This is a genomic window from Methanoregula sp. (assembly GCF_052325125.1).
In the GTDB taxonomy this organism is placed as follows: domain Archaea; phylum Halobacteriota; class Methanomicrobia; order Methanomicrobiales; family Methanospirillaceae; genus Methanoregula.
On sequence record NZ_JBKQWO010000017.1, the window covers coordinates 79,053 to 97,101 of the forward strand.

At 51.2% G+C, this 18,049-nt stretch carries 17 protein-coding genes; 12 read left to right on the top strand and 5 right to left on the bottom strand.

Features of this window, described 5'->3' with window-relative positions; genetic code table 11:
- Positions 1–5 precede the first annotated feature (5 nt).
- Positions 6–692, bottom strand: coding sequence for a (5-formylfuran-3-yl)methyl phosphate synthase (locus ACLQMU_RS04290; RefSeq protein WP_424039634.1), 687 nt, complete (start codon positions 690–692; stop codon positions 6–8).
- 27 nt (positions 693–719) lie between these two features.
- Here ACLQMU_RS04290 and ACLQMU_RS04295 point away from each other — a divergent pair, with 27 nt between their 5' ends.
- From ACLQMU_RS04295 to ACLQMU_RS04335, 9 genes are all read left to right on the top strand, one after another.
- The gene (locus tag ACLQMU_RS04295; protein ID WP_422149032.1) at positions 720–1,415 is read left to right on the top strand and encodes a HisA/HisF-related TIM barrel protein; all 696 of its coding nucleotides are present in this window, start codon (positions 720–722) and stop codon (positions 1,413–1,415) included.
- The gene (gene tmk, locus ACLQMU_RS04300) at positions 1,406–2,023 is read left to right on the top strand and encodes a dTMP kinase (RefSeq protein ID WP_422149033.1); all 618 of its coding nucleotides are present in this window, start codon (positions 1,406–1,408) and stop codon (positions 2,021–2,023) included. Before ACLQMU_RS04295 ends, tmk begins: the two co-directional genes overlap by 10 nt.
- Positions 2,024–2,500: 477 nt before the next feature.
- Positions 2,501–2,803, top strand: a complete 303-nt coding sequence (locus ACLQMU_RS04305) for a nucleotidyltransferase family protein (RefSeq protein WP_422149034.1) — start codon at positions 2,501–2,503, stop codon at positions 2,801–2,803.
- Positions 2,800–3,150 (top strand): HepT-like ribonuclease domain-containing protein, encoded by a 351-nt coding sequence (locus ACLQMU_RS04310; RefSeq protein WP_422149035.1) that lies wholly within the window; start codon positions 2,800–2,802, stop codon positions 3,148–3,150. Before ACLQMU_RS04305 ends, ACLQMU_RS04310 begins: the two co-directional genes overlap by 4 nt.
- Positions 3,151–3,463: 313 nt before the next feature.
- A complete protein-coding gene (locus tag ACLQMU_RS04315; protein ID WP_422149036.1) occupies positions 3,464–3,760 on the top strand; it encodes a nucleotidyltransferase family protein in 297 nt (98 codons plus the stop codon).
- The gene (locus ACLQMU_RS04320) at positions 3,757–4,155 is read left to right on the top strand and encodes a HepT-like ribonuclease domain-containing protein (protein ID WP_422149037.1); all 399 of its coding nucleotides are present in this window, start codon (positions 3,757–3,759) and stop codon (positions 4,153–4,155) included. Before ACLQMU_RS04315 ends, ACLQMU_RS04320 begins: the two co-directional genes overlap by 4 nt.
- A gap of 1,144 nt (positions 4,156–5,299) precedes the next feature.
- On the top strand, positions 5,300–6,556 hold the full coding sequence (locus ACLQMU_RS04325) for a tetratricopeptide repeat protein (protein ID WP_443673562.1): 1,257 nt from the start codon (positions 5,300–5,302) through the stop codon (positions 6,554–6,556).
- 484 nt (positions 6,557–7,040) lie between these two features.
- Complete coding sequence (locus ACLQMU_RS04330; RefSeq protein WP_422149455.1) at positions 7,041–7,454, top strand: hypothetical protein; 414 nt, start codon at positions 7,041–7,043, stop codon at positions 7,452–7,454.
- Between the two features lie 325 nt (positions 7,455–7,779).
- Positions 7,780–8,466, top strand: a complete 687-nt coding sequence (locus ACLQMU_RS04335; RefSeq protein ID WP_443673563.1) for a hypothetical protein — start codon at positions 7,780–7,782, stop codon at positions 8,464–8,466.
- Between the two features lie 201 nt (positions 8,467–8,667).
- On the opposite strand, the gene ACLQMU_RS04340 is transcribed toward ACLQMU_RS04335, so the two are convergent.
- Positions 8,668–11,262: a valine--tRNA ligase gene (locus ACLQMU_RS04340; RefSeq protein WP_424039709.1), complete on the bottom strand. Its 2,595-nt coding sequence runs from the start codon at positions 11,260–11,262 to the stop codon at positions 8,668–8,670.
- 131 nt (positions 11,263–11,393) lie between these two features.
- On the opposite strand from ACLQMU_RS04340, the gene ACLQMU_RS04345 reads away from it, so the two are divergent.
- Entirely contained in the window at positions 11,394–12,611 is a 1,218-nt protein-coding gene (locus ACLQMU_RS04345; protein WP_422149932.1) for a TIGR00297 family protein, read from the top strand.
- A 391-nt stretch (positions 12,612–13,002) separates the two neighbouring features.
- On the opposite strand, the gene ACLQMU_RS04350 is transcribed toward ACLQMU_RS04345, so the two are convergent.
- The 3 genes from ACLQMU_RS04350 to ACLQMU_RS04360 all read right to left on the bottom strand — a co-directional run bounded on the left by ACLQMU_RS04350 (position 13,003) and on the right by ACLQMU_RS04360 (position 15,744).
- On the bottom strand, positions 13,003–14,148 hold the full coding sequence (locus ACLQMU_RS04350) for an IPT/TIG domain-containing protein (RefSeq protein ID WP_424039707.1): 1,146 nt from the start codon (positions 14,146–14,148) through the stop codon (positions 13,003–13,005).
- Between the two features lie 157 nt (positions 14,149–14,305).
- Entirely contained in the window at positions 14,306–15,151 is an 846-nt protein-coding gene (locus ACLQMU_RS04355) for a DUF7847 domain-containing protein (RefSeq protein ID WP_424039705.1), read from the bottom strand.
- 2 nt (positions 15,152–15,153) lie between these two features.
- Positions 15,154–15,744 carry a pyruvate kinase alpha/beta domain-containing protein gene (locus tag ACLQMU_RS04360; protein WP_424039704.1) on the bottom strand — a complete coding sequence of 197 codons (591 nt, stop codon included), beginning with the start codon at positions 15,742–15,744 and terminating at the stop codon, positions 15,154–15,156.
- Positions 15,745–15,871: 127 nt separating this feature from the next.
- On the opposite strand from ACLQMU_RS04360, the gene ACLQMU_RS04365 reads away from it, so the two are divergent.
- Positions 15,872–17,041, top strand: a complete 1,170-nt coding sequence (locus tag ACLQMU_RS04365; protein WP_424039702.1) for a redox-regulated ATPase YchF — start codon at positions 15,872–15,874, stop codon at positions 17,039–17,041.
- Between the two features lie 182 nt (positions 17,042–17,223).
- Entirely contained in the window at positions 17,224–17,544 is a 321-nt protein-coding gene (locus ACLQMU_RS04370; protein WP_422149927.1) for a hypothetical protein, read from the top strand.
- Positions 17,545–18,049 lie beyond the last annotated feature (505 nt).

Consider the following 18,049-nt stretch of genomic DNA (forward strand, 5'->3'; position numbering starts at 1 on the left):
ATCTCTTACCGGATTCTGGCAAGTGCGGTCTTTACGAGATCCTCACGGATAGTTGCGTTACGGTCGCCCCCGCAGACCATCCCGCGGACCCCGATAATCTCCGGGTTGATGCGTTTCAATGCATCGATGTCGTCGAATTTGAGCGAGCCGGCAAGGGCCGTGCCAAGACCGAGTTTCCGGTTGCCAGCGGTGAACTGTGCAAGGGCTGCCTCGTCCATGAAGGAGAACGTACTCCGCCCGTCCTTAATCCCCGTATCGACCATCGCGTAGTCAGCCCCGCATGCGGCAGCAACGGGAGAGATGTCGAAAGGGGAGATCGAACCCATCCGCTCGTAATCAGAGTACCCGGCAATGACGACAAACTTCCCGGGGAATTCGTCCTTGACTGCCTTTGTGACTGCGGCGATCACTTCGCGGGCATGGTCTTTCCCGGGAAAGGCAAGTCCGATCTTGATATAATCAGCCCCGGCACAGGCAGCCCCGTATGCAGCAAGGGCGGCGCCGCCCGGCTTGTACGGGAAGTCCCCGATCGCTGCGCTCACGGGTTTTTTCGCAAATGCCTTAATCTCCCGGATCACCCAGGGAAAATTGGCACCAAGCGAACCCTCGGACGGTTTTTTAACGTCAATGATATCGGCAGCAACGGAGCACTGAGCCTCGGAAATAGAGCTGGGGCTGACCAACAATTGCATAAACTTTAATGATCTTTTATCCTAATAGTGGTTGCGTTACCGATGGAACTGGTGCTTGCGTTGGATTTGCGGCGCAATATGGTCGTACACGGAAAATCCGGGCTGCGGGAAACCTACAAGCCGCTCGACTGGGGGATTTCTCCGACGGCAGAACCGGTCGGTTTTATCCAGGCCATTGCACCAAAATATATCTACATCGCAGACCTCGACCGTATCGAAGGCACCGGTTCCCACGATGCGATTATCCGGACCTGCGCCGGCCTCGTGGAGCGCTGCTATGTCGACCGGGGAATACGGTCTCCGACCGATATGCTTGCCGGGCTGCATATCGAAAACATCATAGGAACCGAGACCGGGGGGGACGATCTCTCCCGGTACCACGGGGGGTACCTGAGCGTTGACGTGATACACGGAAAGGTGATCCCCTCGGGAGCCAACCCCGAGGCCGTTCTCCGTTCTGCCGGTGAATGGGATTTTGACGGATGCATCCTCCTCAACCTTGGATTTGTGGGAACCCTTGAGGGGATCGGGTCAGGGTCAGGCTCGCTCGAAGCGTGGCGGGCCGCCTACGACGGGCGGCTGCTCTACGGCGGGGGTGTTGCATCTGTTGCGGATCTCGAAACCCTTAAGGATGCCGGGTTCGATGGCGCCATCATCGCGACGGCACTCCACAAAGGTGCCGTGCCGGTCGAATGGATCCGGAGGGGATACTGTTGCTCGTAACACTGGAAGGCATCGACGGGACAGGAAAGAGCACGCTGCTTATGGCGCTCAGAGAAAAACTGGCCGACCTCGAGCCGGTCTTCACCCGGGAGCCCGGGGCAACGTGGGTGGGTGAATCGGTACGGCGGGCAATCGCCGAGCAGATCGATCCCATCACGGAAGCAACGCTCTTTGTCGCCGACCACGCCGCCCACCTTGCGACCGTTGTGCGCCCGGCGCTCAGGGACAATAAACTGGTAATCTCCGACAGGTACTCGGACAGCCGGTTCGCCTACCAGTCAGTCACGCTCGAAGGCGTCATCCCGGAACCGGAGGGATGGCTCCGGGCGATGCACAACGGCTGGTCGATTGTACCGGACAAGACATTCCTCCTTGCTATCCCGGTGGATGACGCCCTTGAGCGGCTTGCGGAAAAGAGCGGGCGGGAACACTTCGAGCGGCGCGAAATCCTTGAAAAAGTCCAGGACAGGTATCTCGCATTTGCCCGTGCCGAACCGGGCCGGTTTGTTGTGGTCGATGCTTTAATGGAAAAAGAGGAACTGGCCGGGTTTGTTGCCGATGCGATCCGGCAGATGGTGGCACACGGAAGGAAACAGAAGAGGAAATAGCCGGAGTTGGGACATACCCAAGATTTTTTCTTTTACATCTTATTGATCGGCGAGTGCACCCACCCCTTCGGGGGTCGCTCGGGCGCCTCGTCGGGGCCTCTGCTCGGGCAAGGGACTTGTAACTGGGGCAACCGGGCAATCATTTCATCGCTTTTAAAACTTTTTTCATAGATGAAAAAGAAAAGAGGGGAAAAGTATCGGGAGCAAAAAAGGTTCTTTTGAGGATTCCTGCAATTGCCAAAAACTCCTGAATGAAAAAAGCACTGAATAGAGATTAATAGAGATGTATCGGGCACCCTGCAACAAGGTAATCGACAAGTCCATAGTCACCTCGTGTTTATAAGATCCCCTGACTATCTTAAGTACAGGGAATCTGAGCAAAAAGGGGGATCCCTGCCGGAAATCCTGCAGGACTGATACCAAGGTGCGCCCGGAAAGGGAAAAACCATCATGACAAAAAACATTCATCCACCACGAATGAAGCGATCACTTGAGGAGGTAAAGAAGCATCTTCGCAGGAAATTGCCGGAGATCCAGCGCGCATACGGTGTCGTGTCGATAGAGGTGTTCGGTTCATGGGTCCGTGGTGAACAGACCGTACTGAGCGATCTGGACATCCTGGTTGAGTTCGACTCGTCCCGAAAGGTCTCGCTCTTTGATTTTGTCACTCTCGAACAGGAGCTATCGGACTACCTGGGCATTCCCATTGACCTTGTCGAGAAAAGCGCGGTCAAGCCTGCCCTGCGGCAGCGGATCCTGAGCGAGGCGGTCCCGTTATGACTGCCCCCCGGGACCCCCTTGTATACCTTCAGGATATGCTCCATGCCGTGGAAAAAGCCCGGTCATTCACTCAGGGAATGGACCCCGCGGACTTCGTGAACAACGAAGAAAAAATATTTGCCGTCATCCGTGCACTTGAAATCCTTGGAGAAGCGGCAAAACATGTCCCGGAATCTGTCCAGAAAGAATATCCCGGGGTCCCATGGCGAACAATCGCCGGAACCCGTGATAAGTTAATTCATGCCTATTTTGATGTGCATATCCAGCGGTTGTGGACCACTGTCGAACAGGATCTTCCCCCGCTGCAAACCGCCCTTACGAAAATTATCCGGGATTTGCAAAACTAGACCAGAGTCAGGGAGACACTCGGGGAGGAACTTGATTCTTCACCCATCGGATCGTGACTCGATCTCTATTGGAAGTGTCCGGTAACCGGGTCGCCCCGACCAATTTTGAAATTGATCAGTCCGATCGATTTTTTGCGGAGCGTGAAGTGGGGGAGGAGGGACGACAAAATTTTTTTGAGGTCGGGGTGATCGATCATGGTGATGGATGAGGGGTGACCTGTCAACAGATCAAGAGGGGCTGGCAAAAGACTGATGATGGGCCGATAATAATACTAAAACAATTACACATAACCAAAAAGGCAGGGTTCAATGTATGGCGGCATGCGGGATTAAAAAAGAAATCCGGGATCGCATCGTTACGATACTGAAAAAGTACGGTGCTGAGCGGATCGCCATCTTTGGTTCATACGCCCGGGGAGAAGCCGGCAAAAAAAGCGATATCGATATCCTTGTCCGGTTTGCCCGGCCAAAAAGCCTTATCCAGCTTATCCAGATCGAGGATGAAATAGCAAAAGCCGTCAAGGTGCCGGTCGATCTCGTCACGGAAAAATCGATCAGTCCATACCTTTCCTCCTCAATCCACCGGGACGAAGTGGTGATCTATGGATGAGACCAGAAGATCCGGCGTACCTCCACCATATCCTTGATGCAATTTCCCATATCGAAGAGTTTGCAAAAAAAATCTCTTCTGCCGAGGATCTCAAAAACCATCCGCTCGAACGCGCGGGGATTGAACGGATGCTCTCCATTATTGGTGAGGCTGCAAAAAATGTCTCGCCGCAGTTGCGTAAAGATGCCCCGGATATTCCGTGGAAAGCAACGGCTGGCATGCGTGACAAAATCATCCACCACTATTTTGGCGTGGATTACGAAGCGGTGTATGAGACCATACTGCAGGATTTACCGGTATTAAAGCGAGGGATCCGGAAAATTCTGGAAGATACTACAGCCCAGGACCCGGGCACGGATACAAAGAAAAAACGGGAGAACCGGAAAAGATCCTGATATCCCCCAAAAATACGCCCGTAAAACCGTCTGATACCACCGGAAATGAAAAAGAGCCCATATGTCGATTTATTTGCCAAAATACGCCCAAATTGAGGCCCATATAATGCCCATAAGCGGGCTATAACGGCCTTTTTTCGGCCTCTTTTTCCGGGATCCATCAAACACCCGTTTAGCATGAGATCGGCCCGTAAAACGCGTTTATGCGAACTTTTTAATTCGTCCGATTGCAAAAATAAGGCTGATTTAGGCTTATTTTAAAACGGAGCCCGTATCGGGCTCCGATTGGATCCTAGAATGGGCAATCCGGGCTTATTCTGAGCCCGGATTAACTCAAGTCTGATCATGAGAACAGAGGATGCCGGAGCGGTCACCCCCAGCTGTAAACTCCTGTTCCCTTACGGGAACAAATGCCGCTTTGAACGGCATTCGCCAGACACCAGTTTTTTGGATGGATAAGTACTTCAAAAATACGCCCTGTACGGGCTCCGATTCCCTGTTTTCTCGGATCGGAAGGTAATAATTCCCCAAAACGCGGTAATAATTCAGGTCATTTATGGTATTTTTCCGTCGGAGATCGTGAGGTAACAATTAGCAGCATTTGGATGGCGAAAACTGATAAGTGCCGGGGATTTGCCTTTCCTGGGGGAGATTTCCTAGGGGGAGGCGAGAAAAAATAATCTGCTGTACGCGACTGGATAAACAAACAAATCAATTTTAAAATAAGAAAGAAATCATTTCACAGAAGTTTTCCCAGGCCGCTGAAACGATGCGATGCTCTACGCGCAAAACGCCTCGTCGGGTTTTGCGCTACGCACTTACCGGGATCCGAATGCTCAATCGTATTCGGTTGATGGGATTGTGAAGTGAAAGGAGCGGGTGCCCACCTTTTCGGATCCGGGCCGGACGGACTCTTTAAAATACTCAAGGCAAGCAGCTCGTTTTTCTGGAATACTCAGTACCTGCACCACACTTTTGAGCGAATGCCCGGCAACAGATCCGGTTTTTTCTGGAGAGCATCAGTTACTGATGCCGATCTTTTCCCGGAATCCTCAGCTCGGAACATAACATTTTTTTGAAATCCTTAGTTACATTGCCGGACTTTTCCGAAAGAAGGAACAAACTTATTTGGTATAACCGAGTATTGAAAAATGAGACACAAAAAAGATGGGGACTTGTTTTGACAACCGCCGAAATTTGGTTTAATAGAGGCGTTGACTTCAGCAATCTGGGTAAAAATCAGGAAGCACTGCAAGCTTTTGACAAAGCGTTATCAATTGACCCAAATAATGCATCGGTATGGTACAATAAAGGAATCGCCCTCAGCAAACTTGGCCTAATTCAGGATTCTCTGGATGCGTTTAATAAAGCGTTGTCAATCGACCCAAATAATGCAAATGCATCGATATGGTACAATAAAGGAATAACTCTCAGCACACTTGGCAGGTCTCAAGAAGCAATTGAATGCTTCGATAAAGCTCTTGAGATAAACCCAAGGCATGTCAATGCATGGAACAACAAAGGTAAAGAGTTTTACCACACTAATAATTTTGAAAATGCTGTAATAGCATTTGAAAATGCACTCGCACTCAATCCCCAAAATGCCGATACTTGGTATTTACGAGGAAAATCATTGGTTTTACTATTAAATTTTGATGAGGGCGTTAAATCTTTTGATAATGCATTAAAAATTGATCCCAATAACCAAGATGTTAAAAAATACAAAAATTTGGTTTTGGAAAAATCAATTTCATTAATAAAAACTTCAAATTTAATTGAAGAACTGTTAATGAAAAGTAATAAGGTTACAAAAAAAGATCTTCCTCAATTAACTCCACTAGAGAGAGCCCAAGCAGTATTAAAGTCCGCAACTAATATCGGAGATGGCCTTACGTATCAGGGAGACCTATCCAACCCAAAACAAAACAATATTATTAAATGGAATTTTACTTCCTTGTTGCGCTCTGACCTTAAGCGGTATCAATCACTTCAACAACTATTGACTGATGATCAAAAAGAGGGTAGTATTATTGCAAAAAATTATTTTGATAGTGGATTTAATTATGAATTTTTAGGCTATCATCATGAAGCCATTAAGGTAATCAATGATGGGTTAATATTTTTCACAAGCGATGAAAATGCATGGAACAACAAAGGAGTTGTACTAGGTCAACTTGGAGAAATCACCGAAGCAAAAGTAATTTTTAATAGGATTATTTCGCAGAATCCCAAAAAAATAGACAGTATATTGAATTTATGTTGGATTTTAAATCAAAGTGAAGAATATGATGAAATCCAACGTTTATGTGATGTAGTACTCAAAATTGATTCTAACAACACAATTGCAAAAAAAATCAAACTAATTACGACAATAAATACCTCCATAAAAAATAATGTGTAGGGTGATTTGGTAATGTACATGAGGGCTGTAAAAAGTGCGATCAACACCCGCTAGATCACATTATTGATAATCTTACTCACGTCATTCCCACCCACCGACCCCGCATACCATCACCACTCTTATGAACAGGCCGAATTTAGTCGATCAGTTTCCAGCGGCTGATTATGATGAAGGGGGCTGATGCCCATACCCCCACCCCATGAATGAGGAGTTCCGCCGCCCCCGACTGGGCGCCCCCGAGGCAGATCAGGGATGTGCCCAGATACTCACTTGCCCCGCGAGTGGCCCTGAGGCGGGGAGGACTTGCCCGTTGCAAGTAGTTGCAGACCATCTGTAACTTGAAGATAATGAGATCGACCCCTAGATTCCAAGATTCAGAGATTAAATTAAAACCTTATCGGAGTAAAAAGCATCTCTGTAGCATATAAGAAAGGATTAATGGCTACGAATTTATCATTGCGTTATGGAGCACAGAGCCAAGTTCATGTGGATTGTAATTATTTTGGTTCTCATAGTGTCTATTGCCGTTATGGGGTGTTTGAGTAAGACAGAGACTTGTGATACTTCTGTTTTCAATGTGACAAAGACTATTCAACCCATTAATGAATCTTATGTAAATGTGACTTTCGTTGTTTCAAATAATGGGAATAGTACACTCCAAAATATCGACATTACCTATTCTTATTCTCAAAATACAAATGGTCCTCCATTTGATACAAATGAAGGTTTAGCTATTCAGTTTCCCCTACTAAATCCCGGCGAATCAATGAACAGATCAAGAGATCAACCTAATTCACCTAAAACACTTCGCAAACTGAATAATCAACTAAATGGGTATCATTTTGAAAAATGTTCCGTTTCATATAATGACGAGGGGTTATTTTTAATCGTCGATTAATCTCTCCTTTTTACCTCACAATCCGGATAGATGACAGAACAAATTGACTCGTAAAGAAACAGAAAAAAACCGAGGATATGATAGGGACAGCAGCCCCGAAAAAATCCCGCCATCCCCGAAGGGGCGCCCGAGTGACTCCGAGAGAAAGCGATGAGGGGGATGTATCGTAAATCGATGGAATCGTTGTGGTGGTCTCGTGAAGATGAAAACTCATTCCTGAACCTTAATACGGCGTTGGATCCTGATGATATCTGCCCTGAAGGTGATGTAACAAAACAATTTTGGATAAATGTGTACGATGGGATAGAACGGTTGCGAAAAGACTATGTTTTATAAAAAGTTTAAATTACCTCAAATGATTAGTGAATTAAGTTTATACCTTCAAAATGTGCGCAAGTACCCAAAATTCACATTTTGGAGATTTGTTTCTTTTTTCACTCCAGATTTTCGAAAAAATGCTCGTATTAGATCGATTGAAAAGAAAACAGAAGCAATAGTGAAAAAGAAAGGGCTGCCATTCCTCGTTCGAAGTAAAATTAGTTACAAAGATGGAGAGGACTACACATCAATTGGATGCCATTGGCCATATCAGCGGCAAATAAATGGTAGATATGCTGTTTTTGTATACGCACATTACACAATGGCTTCCAAGACTGAAATAATGAAAACAATCCTTCATGAGTATGGTCATTTTATTGACTATTGTACCTCTGAAAAAGCGATGGCTCCTTTAGAATCAAATTACTCAACAAAAAAATTTACCAATGATCGTGGTGATTTTTATGAATCGTTTGCAGAACTGTTTGCTGAATACATACTAGATTTAACTAAAATTGATGACGAATTTAAACAAATACTGGACACGGCAATCGATGATGGCATCGAAAATTTAAAAAATTGCGCTATTAAGTCTACGTTGGATGAAATTAATTTTGGGCGGGATTCACGAATTAGAATAAATGATCAATTAGACATACGTTCCAACCAGAAATTGGAAGAATCTCATTTGTAAATGATTTGGACTTGAAAAGTGTGACGTCCCAGCGGGGATTTCGACATAAAATGCTGTCTTGGAGAATATCTTTGGCTCGCACTCTTTGAAAAATGAGATTTGAGACTTGAACCCTGAGTATAGGTGTGCGGATAAGGAAATTACACCCAAATTTTATTTTACAATTCTAACAATCAGCAACGAATTCTTTTAAAAAAAAAGTTATTCCTTTGTCGCAATCGTCACGATCACATCGCCGATCGTGATCACATCGACCTTCGCACCCTCTTCCACATAGGAGTACTTCGGCGCAAACGCATTTTCGGGAATAGCGAGATCCTTCCCGTTCACCTTGATCGTTTTTAGCGGGTGCGCCAGTTCTTCGGCCGGGAGCGCTTTTACCGCTTCCATGAACGTGCCCGCATCTTTCCTGAATGTCGGGCCGACAACGGAGCGGTTGAAGTCGATGCCGGAGACAACCTTGTCGAGATGGGCCTTGTCGGTCCGCCAGTGGACGTCCGCGTTCAGGGTCCGGGCCGTGTCCCCTTCGTCATTTGCGGTATGCGGGGCATAGACCGTGACCTTCCCGAGCGGGGCATTTAAGGCAAGACCGTTGTCGTGCTTGTACTTTCGCACTTCGGCGACGACCTTAACGAGCAGGTCGCCTTCGGTCCGGGCTGCCGGGTCGTCAAAGGTAAACGAGACCCAGGGCTGCTTGTGGACGCTCCCCTTGTCGAGATACGAGTAGCACTCCTCGGCAAAGTACGGGATAAACGGCGCGAGCATCCGGCAGAGCGCATCGTACGCGGCATAGAGCACGCGGCAGGCGCTCTTTCTCGACGCGCCTTCGGTATAGAGCCGGCCCTTCGCGAGCTCGATGTAGTTGTCGGCAAGCACGTCCCAGGCAAATTCCCGGATGGCTTTTAAGGCTTCATCGAACTCGTAGTTCTCCATCCTCGCGCTGACGGTTTCTACCGTGTCGGAGAGCCGGGCGAGCAGCCACCGGTCGGCAAGTGCCGTCACCGGTGCGTTCTCACCGATGCCCTCCTTTTCGAGCTGGATGAGCGCGAACTTGGCGATGTTCCACAGCTTGGTCTGGAACCGGGACGCGGCAATCACGTCGTTCCAGGAGAACATGATATCGGAACCAAGGGCCGCACCGGTTGCTGCCCACTGCCGGAGCGCATCTGCGCCGTACCGTCCCACCAGTTCTTCGGGCACGATAACATTGCCCCGGCTCTTGCTCATCTTGAAGCCGTCCTCGCCGAGCACCATGCCGTTCACGAGGATCTGGTCCCAGGGCTTGCTTCCCGTCAGTGCGACCGAGCGCAGGATCGAGTAGAACGCCCAGGTCCGGATAATATCGTGGCCCTGGGGGCGTATCTGCGCCGGGAAGATCTTCGGCTTTCCTGAACCGTCCCAGCCGGTCACGTTTAAGACCGAGATGGACGAGTCCATCCAGGTATCGAGCACGTCCTCTTCACCGGTAAATTCATGGTCCCCGCATTTGGGGCAGGGATGTTTCGGCTGCGTAAGGGTGGGATCGCAGGGAAGGTCCTTTTCGTCCGGCACCACCATCCCGCCGCACTTTTTGCAGAACCAGACCGGGATCGGGGTCGCAAAGATCCGCTGCCGGGAGATGCACCAGTCCCACTCCATCTGGTCGATCCAGTTCTCCATCCGCAGGAGCATGTGCTCCGGGTACCACGTGATCTGGTGGGCGGCATCCCGGATCTCCTTCTGTTTGATCCGGATGAACCACTGCCGGCCGGAAAGGATCTCGATCGGCGTCTTGCACCGCCAGCAGGTGCCAACGCGCTGTTCGAGTTTTTCCTGTTTTTTGAGGATACCGGCCGCCTGCATATCGGCAAGGATCGCCTTCCTGCATTCGGATGTGGAAAGCCCGGTATACTTTCCGGAAATACCTGTCATCATTCCCCGGCGGTCAATGGCCTTCCTGAGCGGGAGGTTGTGCTGCTTCCACCAGTGGACATCCTGCTTGTCCCCGAACGTACAGATCATGACCGCGCCGGACCCGAACTTCGGGTCGACTGCCTCATCCTGTACGACCGAGACCTGGTGGCCAAAGAGCGGAACAGAGAGGGTCTTTCCTTTGAGGCGATGGTACCGGTCATCGGCCGGGTGCACCGCCACCGCGACACAGGCCGCAAGGAGCTCGGGGCGGGTGGTCGCAATTTCGACGCCATCGAAATCAAAATAGTTCAGCTGCGTCTCACGGTCTTCATAGGAAACCTCCGCAAACGCAATCGCCGTCTCGCACCGGGTACAGTAATTTACCGGGTGCTCGTCCTGGTAGATATAGCCGGACGCAAGCATCCTCAGAAACGAGAGCTGGGTCTTTGCGTAGTACTTCGGCGTCATCGTAATGTACTCGTTTGACCAGTCAGTGGAGAAGGCCATGCGACGAAGCGTCAGGCGCATCTGTTCGATGTTCTTCTCCGTGAGCTCGCGGCACATCCGCCGGAACTCCTCGCGCGAGACATCGTTTTTGGTGATATGGTTGAGTTCCTCGACTTTTACTTCGGTGGGAAGGCCATGGCAGTCCCAGCCCTGCGGGAACATTACGTTGTAGCCTTTCATCCGCTTATAGCGTGCAAAGAAGTCGATATAACACCAGTTCAGTGCGTTACCGATATGGAAATTTCCCGTGGGATAAGGAGGGGGCGTATCGATCACGAACTGCGGTTTTTCCGAGTTGTGATCAAAATAGTGGTCCTCGTCGCGCCAGCTCTTCCGCCAGCGCTCCTCCACCTCGGCAAAATCATAGTTTTTAGGCAGCTTGTCAGAGGAAACCATTCCGTACGGGATAGGTCGTTTTATAAAATATAGTGATCGTCCCGGATTCGAAAACAGCCCGGGAAAAACCGGGACGACGCAAACGAAAAAAACGACAAGACTCTTGACATCTGAAAACAAATGTCTGAATAATGGCAAAACAGCGGGGACTGGGGTACGTAGCAGCGCTCGCCGGGGGTGCCATCCTTGCCGGCCCGTATATACAGCCCCAATGGCTGATGGCGCTTGTCATTATCCTGTTCTCCCTTATCCTCTGGCGTTTCTTCGACACGAAGTACCTGGCTTACGTATTCTGCATCCTTTCTGCCCTCTATGCCGTCAATCTCCTCCCGTTCGTGGTCCTTGCAGCGACACTCGCAATGATGTCCCTTGGCGAGCTGGTCTTCCAGTCGGGAACCGATGATCTCAACACCTACTTTTACTACGTCATCTCGACGGCATGGGCGGGGATGCTTGTCATGGTGTACCTCCATGAACACGCGCTCCTGATGGTGATCTTTGGTATCATCGCCGCGGTGCTCCTGAAAGTAATCCTCCTGAAATTCGAGGATTCGCTGGTTCTAGAAGGGATCGGTATCGCAATGACGATGTACCTGATAAAGGAACTCAATTATACCGCGAATATCGAGATTGTTATCATCGCGGTCTTCATCGCCTTTGTCTTCGGGTATTTCGCATACCGGTTCAAGACCGCCGATCTCTCGGGACTCTTCTCGACGGCGCTTGTCGGTATCATCCTCCTTGTCTTTGCCGATGCCACGTGGTTCCTGGTCATGCTTGCGTTCTTTATCCTCGGCTCGGTCTGCACCCGCTACAAGTTCGAGTACAAGAAACGGATCGGCGTCGAGCAGGGAAAAAGCGGGGCGCGGGGGTACAGGAATGTCTTTGCGAACGGGATTGTCGCGTGCGCGGCAGCAATCCTCTATGGCGTGTTTGTCCAGCCGGTCTTTATCGTGATGTATGTCGGGTGCGTAGCCACAGCGGCTGCCGATACGATGGCAAGCGAGATCGGCGTGACCGGCGGAATTCCCTACATGATCACGACGCTGCGCAAAGTGCCGATAGGGACGAACGGCGGTGTCACGATGACAGGCGAACTGGTGGCTCTGGGCGGAAGTTTTGTCGTGTCGCTTGTCGCACTGGGGTTACAGGTCATTTCGCCGTGGATGCTGGTCATCTGCACGATCACGGGATTTGTCGGCACCAACCTCGACAGTCTTGTCGGCGCGCTTCTGGAGAACAAAGGATTCCTGGGCAACGCGGGAACTAATTTCCTTGCGACGCTGGGAGGAGGGGTCTTTGCAGTCGCGCTGTACTGGGCGTTTATGGTACACGGCGTGGTGTGGTAGTGTGGCAGGACGGGAACAGTTTTTCACAAGACGGACCTGAAAAACGGATCGCAGGATCGTCAGGACACCGATGGAAAGCACCTGCAGCATACCTTGAAAAGCCGGACAGCAGTGATGCAACAACCGGCTCTGCTCGTATTCCTTATTTTATTCGGACATTCTCTCTGGTGCATCGCCGGATACCGCCGCCCCCGTCGCACATACGTGAGTCCGTTATCAGGAAATATCCCCAAAACAGGGTTTTCTTTCACTTCAACATCCAACTATATCTCACCCGGTCGGGGTCTGTTGAAATTACCCGATATCATGACTCGTTCTTTCCCAAAGGGCATGTTTTTGCCAAACCCTTGAACGTTCTGCGGCGGCCCGGGGAGAGAACATAGTGTGCTTGTCAGAAACGGTACGAGAAAAAGTGGTGATGGGCATTTACCGCAAAGGGGTGAATCAACGTGAGCAGGCCGAACAGTGACGTGCCGCCGGGCGAGTCCCCGCAAAAGATCATATTTCCCTGGGCGTCAAGACCTTCATACGTCGTGTTAATCATTTCCGGCATACCGGTCTCATCGCTGATGCGGGTGATCCTCACTGCCTCGTTCCCGCCGCGCTGGTCCACCCAGGATGCAGGGATGGTGAAGGTTATGTTCGCCGGGGCGTTGGCAAGATTGACTTTTTTCACGCTGATTGTATAGGCAACACCGTTTATCTGGAGATAGTTACTGGCAAAAATCTTTTCGAACCGGTAAAGAGTATCCGTGCTCAGGTTTCCCGGGATGGCAACGCCGATAGAGACCGGCCGGGTGAGAGCAGGCAGGGTTGCCTGAACTGACCCGGTAACATTGCCGGACGCCAGTGTGGCATTCAGCGGGTCGGTCAGGAACACGGCATGTGAGACCGGGCCGGTGAGATTTCCCTCATCGCCCGTGAAATCGTTGCCCCAGAAGGTGATGAGTATTCCTGACGGGTTGTGCTGGTAGACTTCAACGCGGTCCGGGTACATTGTTACGGTTGCACCGGCTGCCTGTGCAGCGCTTTTGTTAATAACGAGCGTGTTATTCCCGGTAACATTATAGGAAAGGCCCGGAAAGCCCATCGTGTAGCTCCGCGATGCGATCGGCGCCACGATACCCGGGTTGTTTGCCGGGAGCGGTGCGGCCGGGGCCGGGTAGATGGCGTATGCTCCAAACGCGGTGACCGTACCGTTGGGTGTCGTGATGACGACGTTAACGCGTCCGGCCGATGCATATGCCGGGGTGGTCGCAGCAATTGAAGTATCATCGACAACCGTGACATCGGCTGCCGGGATGCCACCAAAGGTTACTCCGGTTGCGCCGGTAAAGGCTGTCCCGGTGATGATCACACTGGTGCCTCCGGCCGTGGAACCGGATGCCGGTACTATGCCGGTGAAGGTTGGCGGGGTGGCCACAACAGCAGGAACAAGAAGGAGGATCAGGAAAAAAAGGCCAAAAACCGGTACTACCCGGTATCTGGTAGTTCCTGTACAAACGCCGGGAAATCTGAAAAATTTTCGCACTGCCATAATCGTCATCCGCCGGTCTGGCCAAGGGGAAAACTATTGACCGGATACTTCGTTCAGGGGACGATATCCATCCCAAGCTATTTACAGTCTTTCCCCTAAGGGTTCCGCGGATACGAAAAACTCCCCCCGGTGCCCGGGCTCCCCCGCAGTTCCTGCATCAGTACTTATACCAGCGACCCTTGCTGTCGAACTCCCCGGCCATCTGCTGGATAGTCGCTGCCGGTCTCCCGATCAGGCCCCGGTAGAAACAGGCCTTGTATGCAAGCAGGAGCGGCACGAGAAGTACGACCCCGAGAAAGATGACCCCGGCAGTAACCCACATCCCGTCCGGGCCGATAAGGGTTACCAGCTGCTGCGGGGTAATGGCAGCAAACTGGGTCTGGTTGTAGCTGGCAAGCGGCGCGAGTTTGTCAAAGAGAAGACCCTCCCAGATGAGGGCGAACACGAACAGGTCGGCAAAGGAGAGCACGAAGCAGACAACAAAAAAGCCCAGCACCTCCCGTGCATGGCCGGAAACAACAGCAATGCTGCGACGGAGGGATACAAAGACCCGGAGGTCCTCGAAGACTGCGGCCGTATCGCAGAAAAATGTCAAAAACAATGTGGGGATCATGACAACAACGGCAAGCAGTCCCATGGCCTCGTAGTCAAAAGAACCTCCTGTGGAAAGCATTGTTATGATCGTGATCGTAACAAAGACGAGCACGAACACGAAGAGGATCACAAGCCAGGGAAGCAGCACCCGGAAGTAGTAATGCACCCCCTCGCGCACCATCGTGACAGCGCCGGTCTCGTTTTTCCTTATGAGACCGAATGTGCCGGCAACAAAGAGTACCATCACGAGACCGGAGATAAGCACGAGCCGGCCGGTAAAGAAGGAACCGGTGAGGTTTAACAGGATCCAGAGTACCGCGCAAAGCGCCCCCGCGACAATACCGGGAATCCAGAGTACCGGTACCTGCCCGATGGCGCGGAGAGCTTCCTGCAATTCCTTAAGGACCATGATCACCTGACCCGGGGCATGGCTACGATTTCCCGTACCTGGAGATCAAAGAAGCTGGCCGTGTAGGCCGGGCGGATAACGCAGACGGTATCTGCACCGCTCGCCGTCCCGCCGACCGCAATAACCTCTTCGTCAATCCCGACTGCGCCCTGGTCGGCGGCGATAAGCACGCATTCAACCGCGACCTTGAGGCCGACCGCGATTACGCGGCGGAGTGCTTCGGCAATCGCCTCGGTCCGGGATGCTCCGCCTACTTTCGGGGATTTTGAAAGGGCACGTTCGAGACCGGAGAGCGCATGGGTACCGGTTACGATCTTCGCGCCCTGGTTCCGGAGGACCTGTGCAGTTTGCTCCGAAAACTCCCACTCGCCGGCTTTTGCAAATCCCATCACGTGGGTAACGACCACAAGGGAGAGGCCGGTACCCTTCATTGCGTCAAAGAAGACCTGCGCGGTCCCCCCCGAACTGCTTGCGACAATGATAGTCTTGAGCCGGAGTTCCTTCGCCCGTTCGATGGCGAAGTGTGCTGCATCCTTTGTGTTTACCGGGCCCGGTTTATCGAAATAGTAGCAGGTTTTTGCGATAAAGGACATAAGTACCTTTTAATAAGCAGCCATGAAAAACTTTGTCAGATTTTAGTTACGACAATTTCAGATCAACCTGACGGATCCGGTACAGCCATCCGCAGATACCAAAAAATCAAAAAATGAGGAAAATACCATGATCACCCTCGCGCTTGCAGGTAAACCAAACTGCGGAAAGTCGACCTTTTTCAAGGCGGCCACCATGGCGAATGCAGAGATCGCCAACTACCCATTTACGACTGTCAACCCCAATTTCGGCGTCGCTTACGTGCGGACGACCTGCCCCTGCCACGGCCTTAATCTCACCTGCGGCCACTGCGTTGACGGGGTCCGGTTCGTTGCTGTCAACCTCATCGATGTAGCAGGGCTTGTTCCCGATGCACACAAGGGCAAGGGCCTCGGGAACCAGTTCCTTGACAACCTCCGGCAGGCTGACGCCATTCTCCACGTAGTCGATGCAAGTGGCGGAACTGACAGCGAAGGCAACCCTGTAGGGGCAGGAAACCACGACCCGGCAGAGGATGTGAAGTTCCTTACCTACGAAATGACAATGTGGGTCTACGGGATCCTCGACAAGCACTGGTCCCGCCTCTCCCGCCAGGCATCGGTTAAGTCGTTCTCCATCCACCAGGGAATCGCCGAGGTCTTCACGGGCCTCGGGATAACACCTGATGAAGTGCGTGAGGTGGAGTTGCTGCTCAAACTCGATCTCGTCCATGCCCCGATGGAAGACCTTGTGCCGTTCTGTGCCGAAATAGTAAAGATCTCAAAGCCGATGCTTGTTGTCGGGAACAAGATCGACGAGACTCCTGAAGCCCTGCGGGAGAAACTTGCCGCACAGAACGTTGCGTTTGCCAGCGCTGCATCGGAACTTGCGTTGAGGAATGCCGCGGCCGCGAAAGTGATAACATACCTGCCGGGCGACAAGGAGTTCAAAGTCGCTGACGGGGTCACGCTTTCAGCGCCCCAGAAAGCAGGTCTTGTAAAAATTGCAGAGGTCATGAAAAAGAACAACGGGACCGGCGTCCAGGACGCCATAAACCGTGCGGTCTTCGAACTGCTCGACCGGATTGTCGTGTACCCGGTGGAAGACGAGAACAAGTTCTGCAACAAGCAGGGCGATGTGCTGCCGGATGCATTCCTGATGAAGCAGGGCTCGACCCCGCACGATCTTGCGTTCCAGGTGCACACCGATATCGGCAAGGGGTTCCTGTATGCCATCGATGCCCGCACCAAGATGCGGATCAAGGAAAACCATGTCCTTAAGAATGGGGACATTATCAAGATCGTAAGTGCGGCGAAGTAGGCAGCATGGGAGGGCGTTGTGTGACGCCCGTCATCCCCCTGTCAGACGTTGGCGCCGCTCCTGCCCGTAAATCATCCTTTTTTCGCAATTTTGGCCCAGATTCGGCCCCTTTTACCACAAACCTTATAATATGACGCTGTGTATAGGGAAAATACCCACAAGCAGGTACAGGAGGTGAATCCATGGGTGGAGAAATATACCAGGCACAGGTGATCCGGAACTTCTTCGACACCATTACCGGAACCGACAGGAACCTGACACGCATCTACATGTGCGTCATGAGCCTTGCGAAGCTCCGCATGGAGCCCCCGGAAAAGATGGCATCCCTGCTTGACCAGCTCAAAAAGAGCAAGATCAAAAAGGAACTTTCAATCGATATCCTCGATTATGTCTGCGATGCGGCAAACGATCTTGAGCTCGCCACCGTGCAGACAGCGTTTGGCGTCAAGGATATCAGGGATGTGGCGCAGGATTTCAATGCGGTCAGCCTGGACAGCCTGTAACTTTTTTTCATTTGAGAGATGTAATTGAGAATTATGCCTGGTGCTTACGGGATATATCAGGCTCATAACGCAATTTTCCCTGCACCGTAAGTCTATAGGATCGTAACTATTTTTTCTAGGGTAATGTACTATTTTGAGCCCCTGAATCCAGGATGGATTTACGATGGAAAAAATAAGAAAATCTGCAGGCCTGAAATGTAAGGTGAAAAAGTACATCTGTCAATGACCGGAAAACACTGACGCTCCAGGGGCTTCGCCCCGCCGCTATGGCGCCCCGGTTGCGATAGTACGGTATTACCTGGACCGGATTTTAGGTAATACAGAGGAATCGCATGCGCCCCCGCCCCCCACGGGGGCAGGGCTGGCGCGAAGGGGGGGCGGACGATTGTCAGAACCAGAGGTTAGGGGCCAGATTGGCACTTTACCCTTTTTTTATTTTGGGTTTCTTGGGAAGAACTGATAATCCGGCTGATTTCACACCGGATTTCTGAAAACCGGTAAAAAA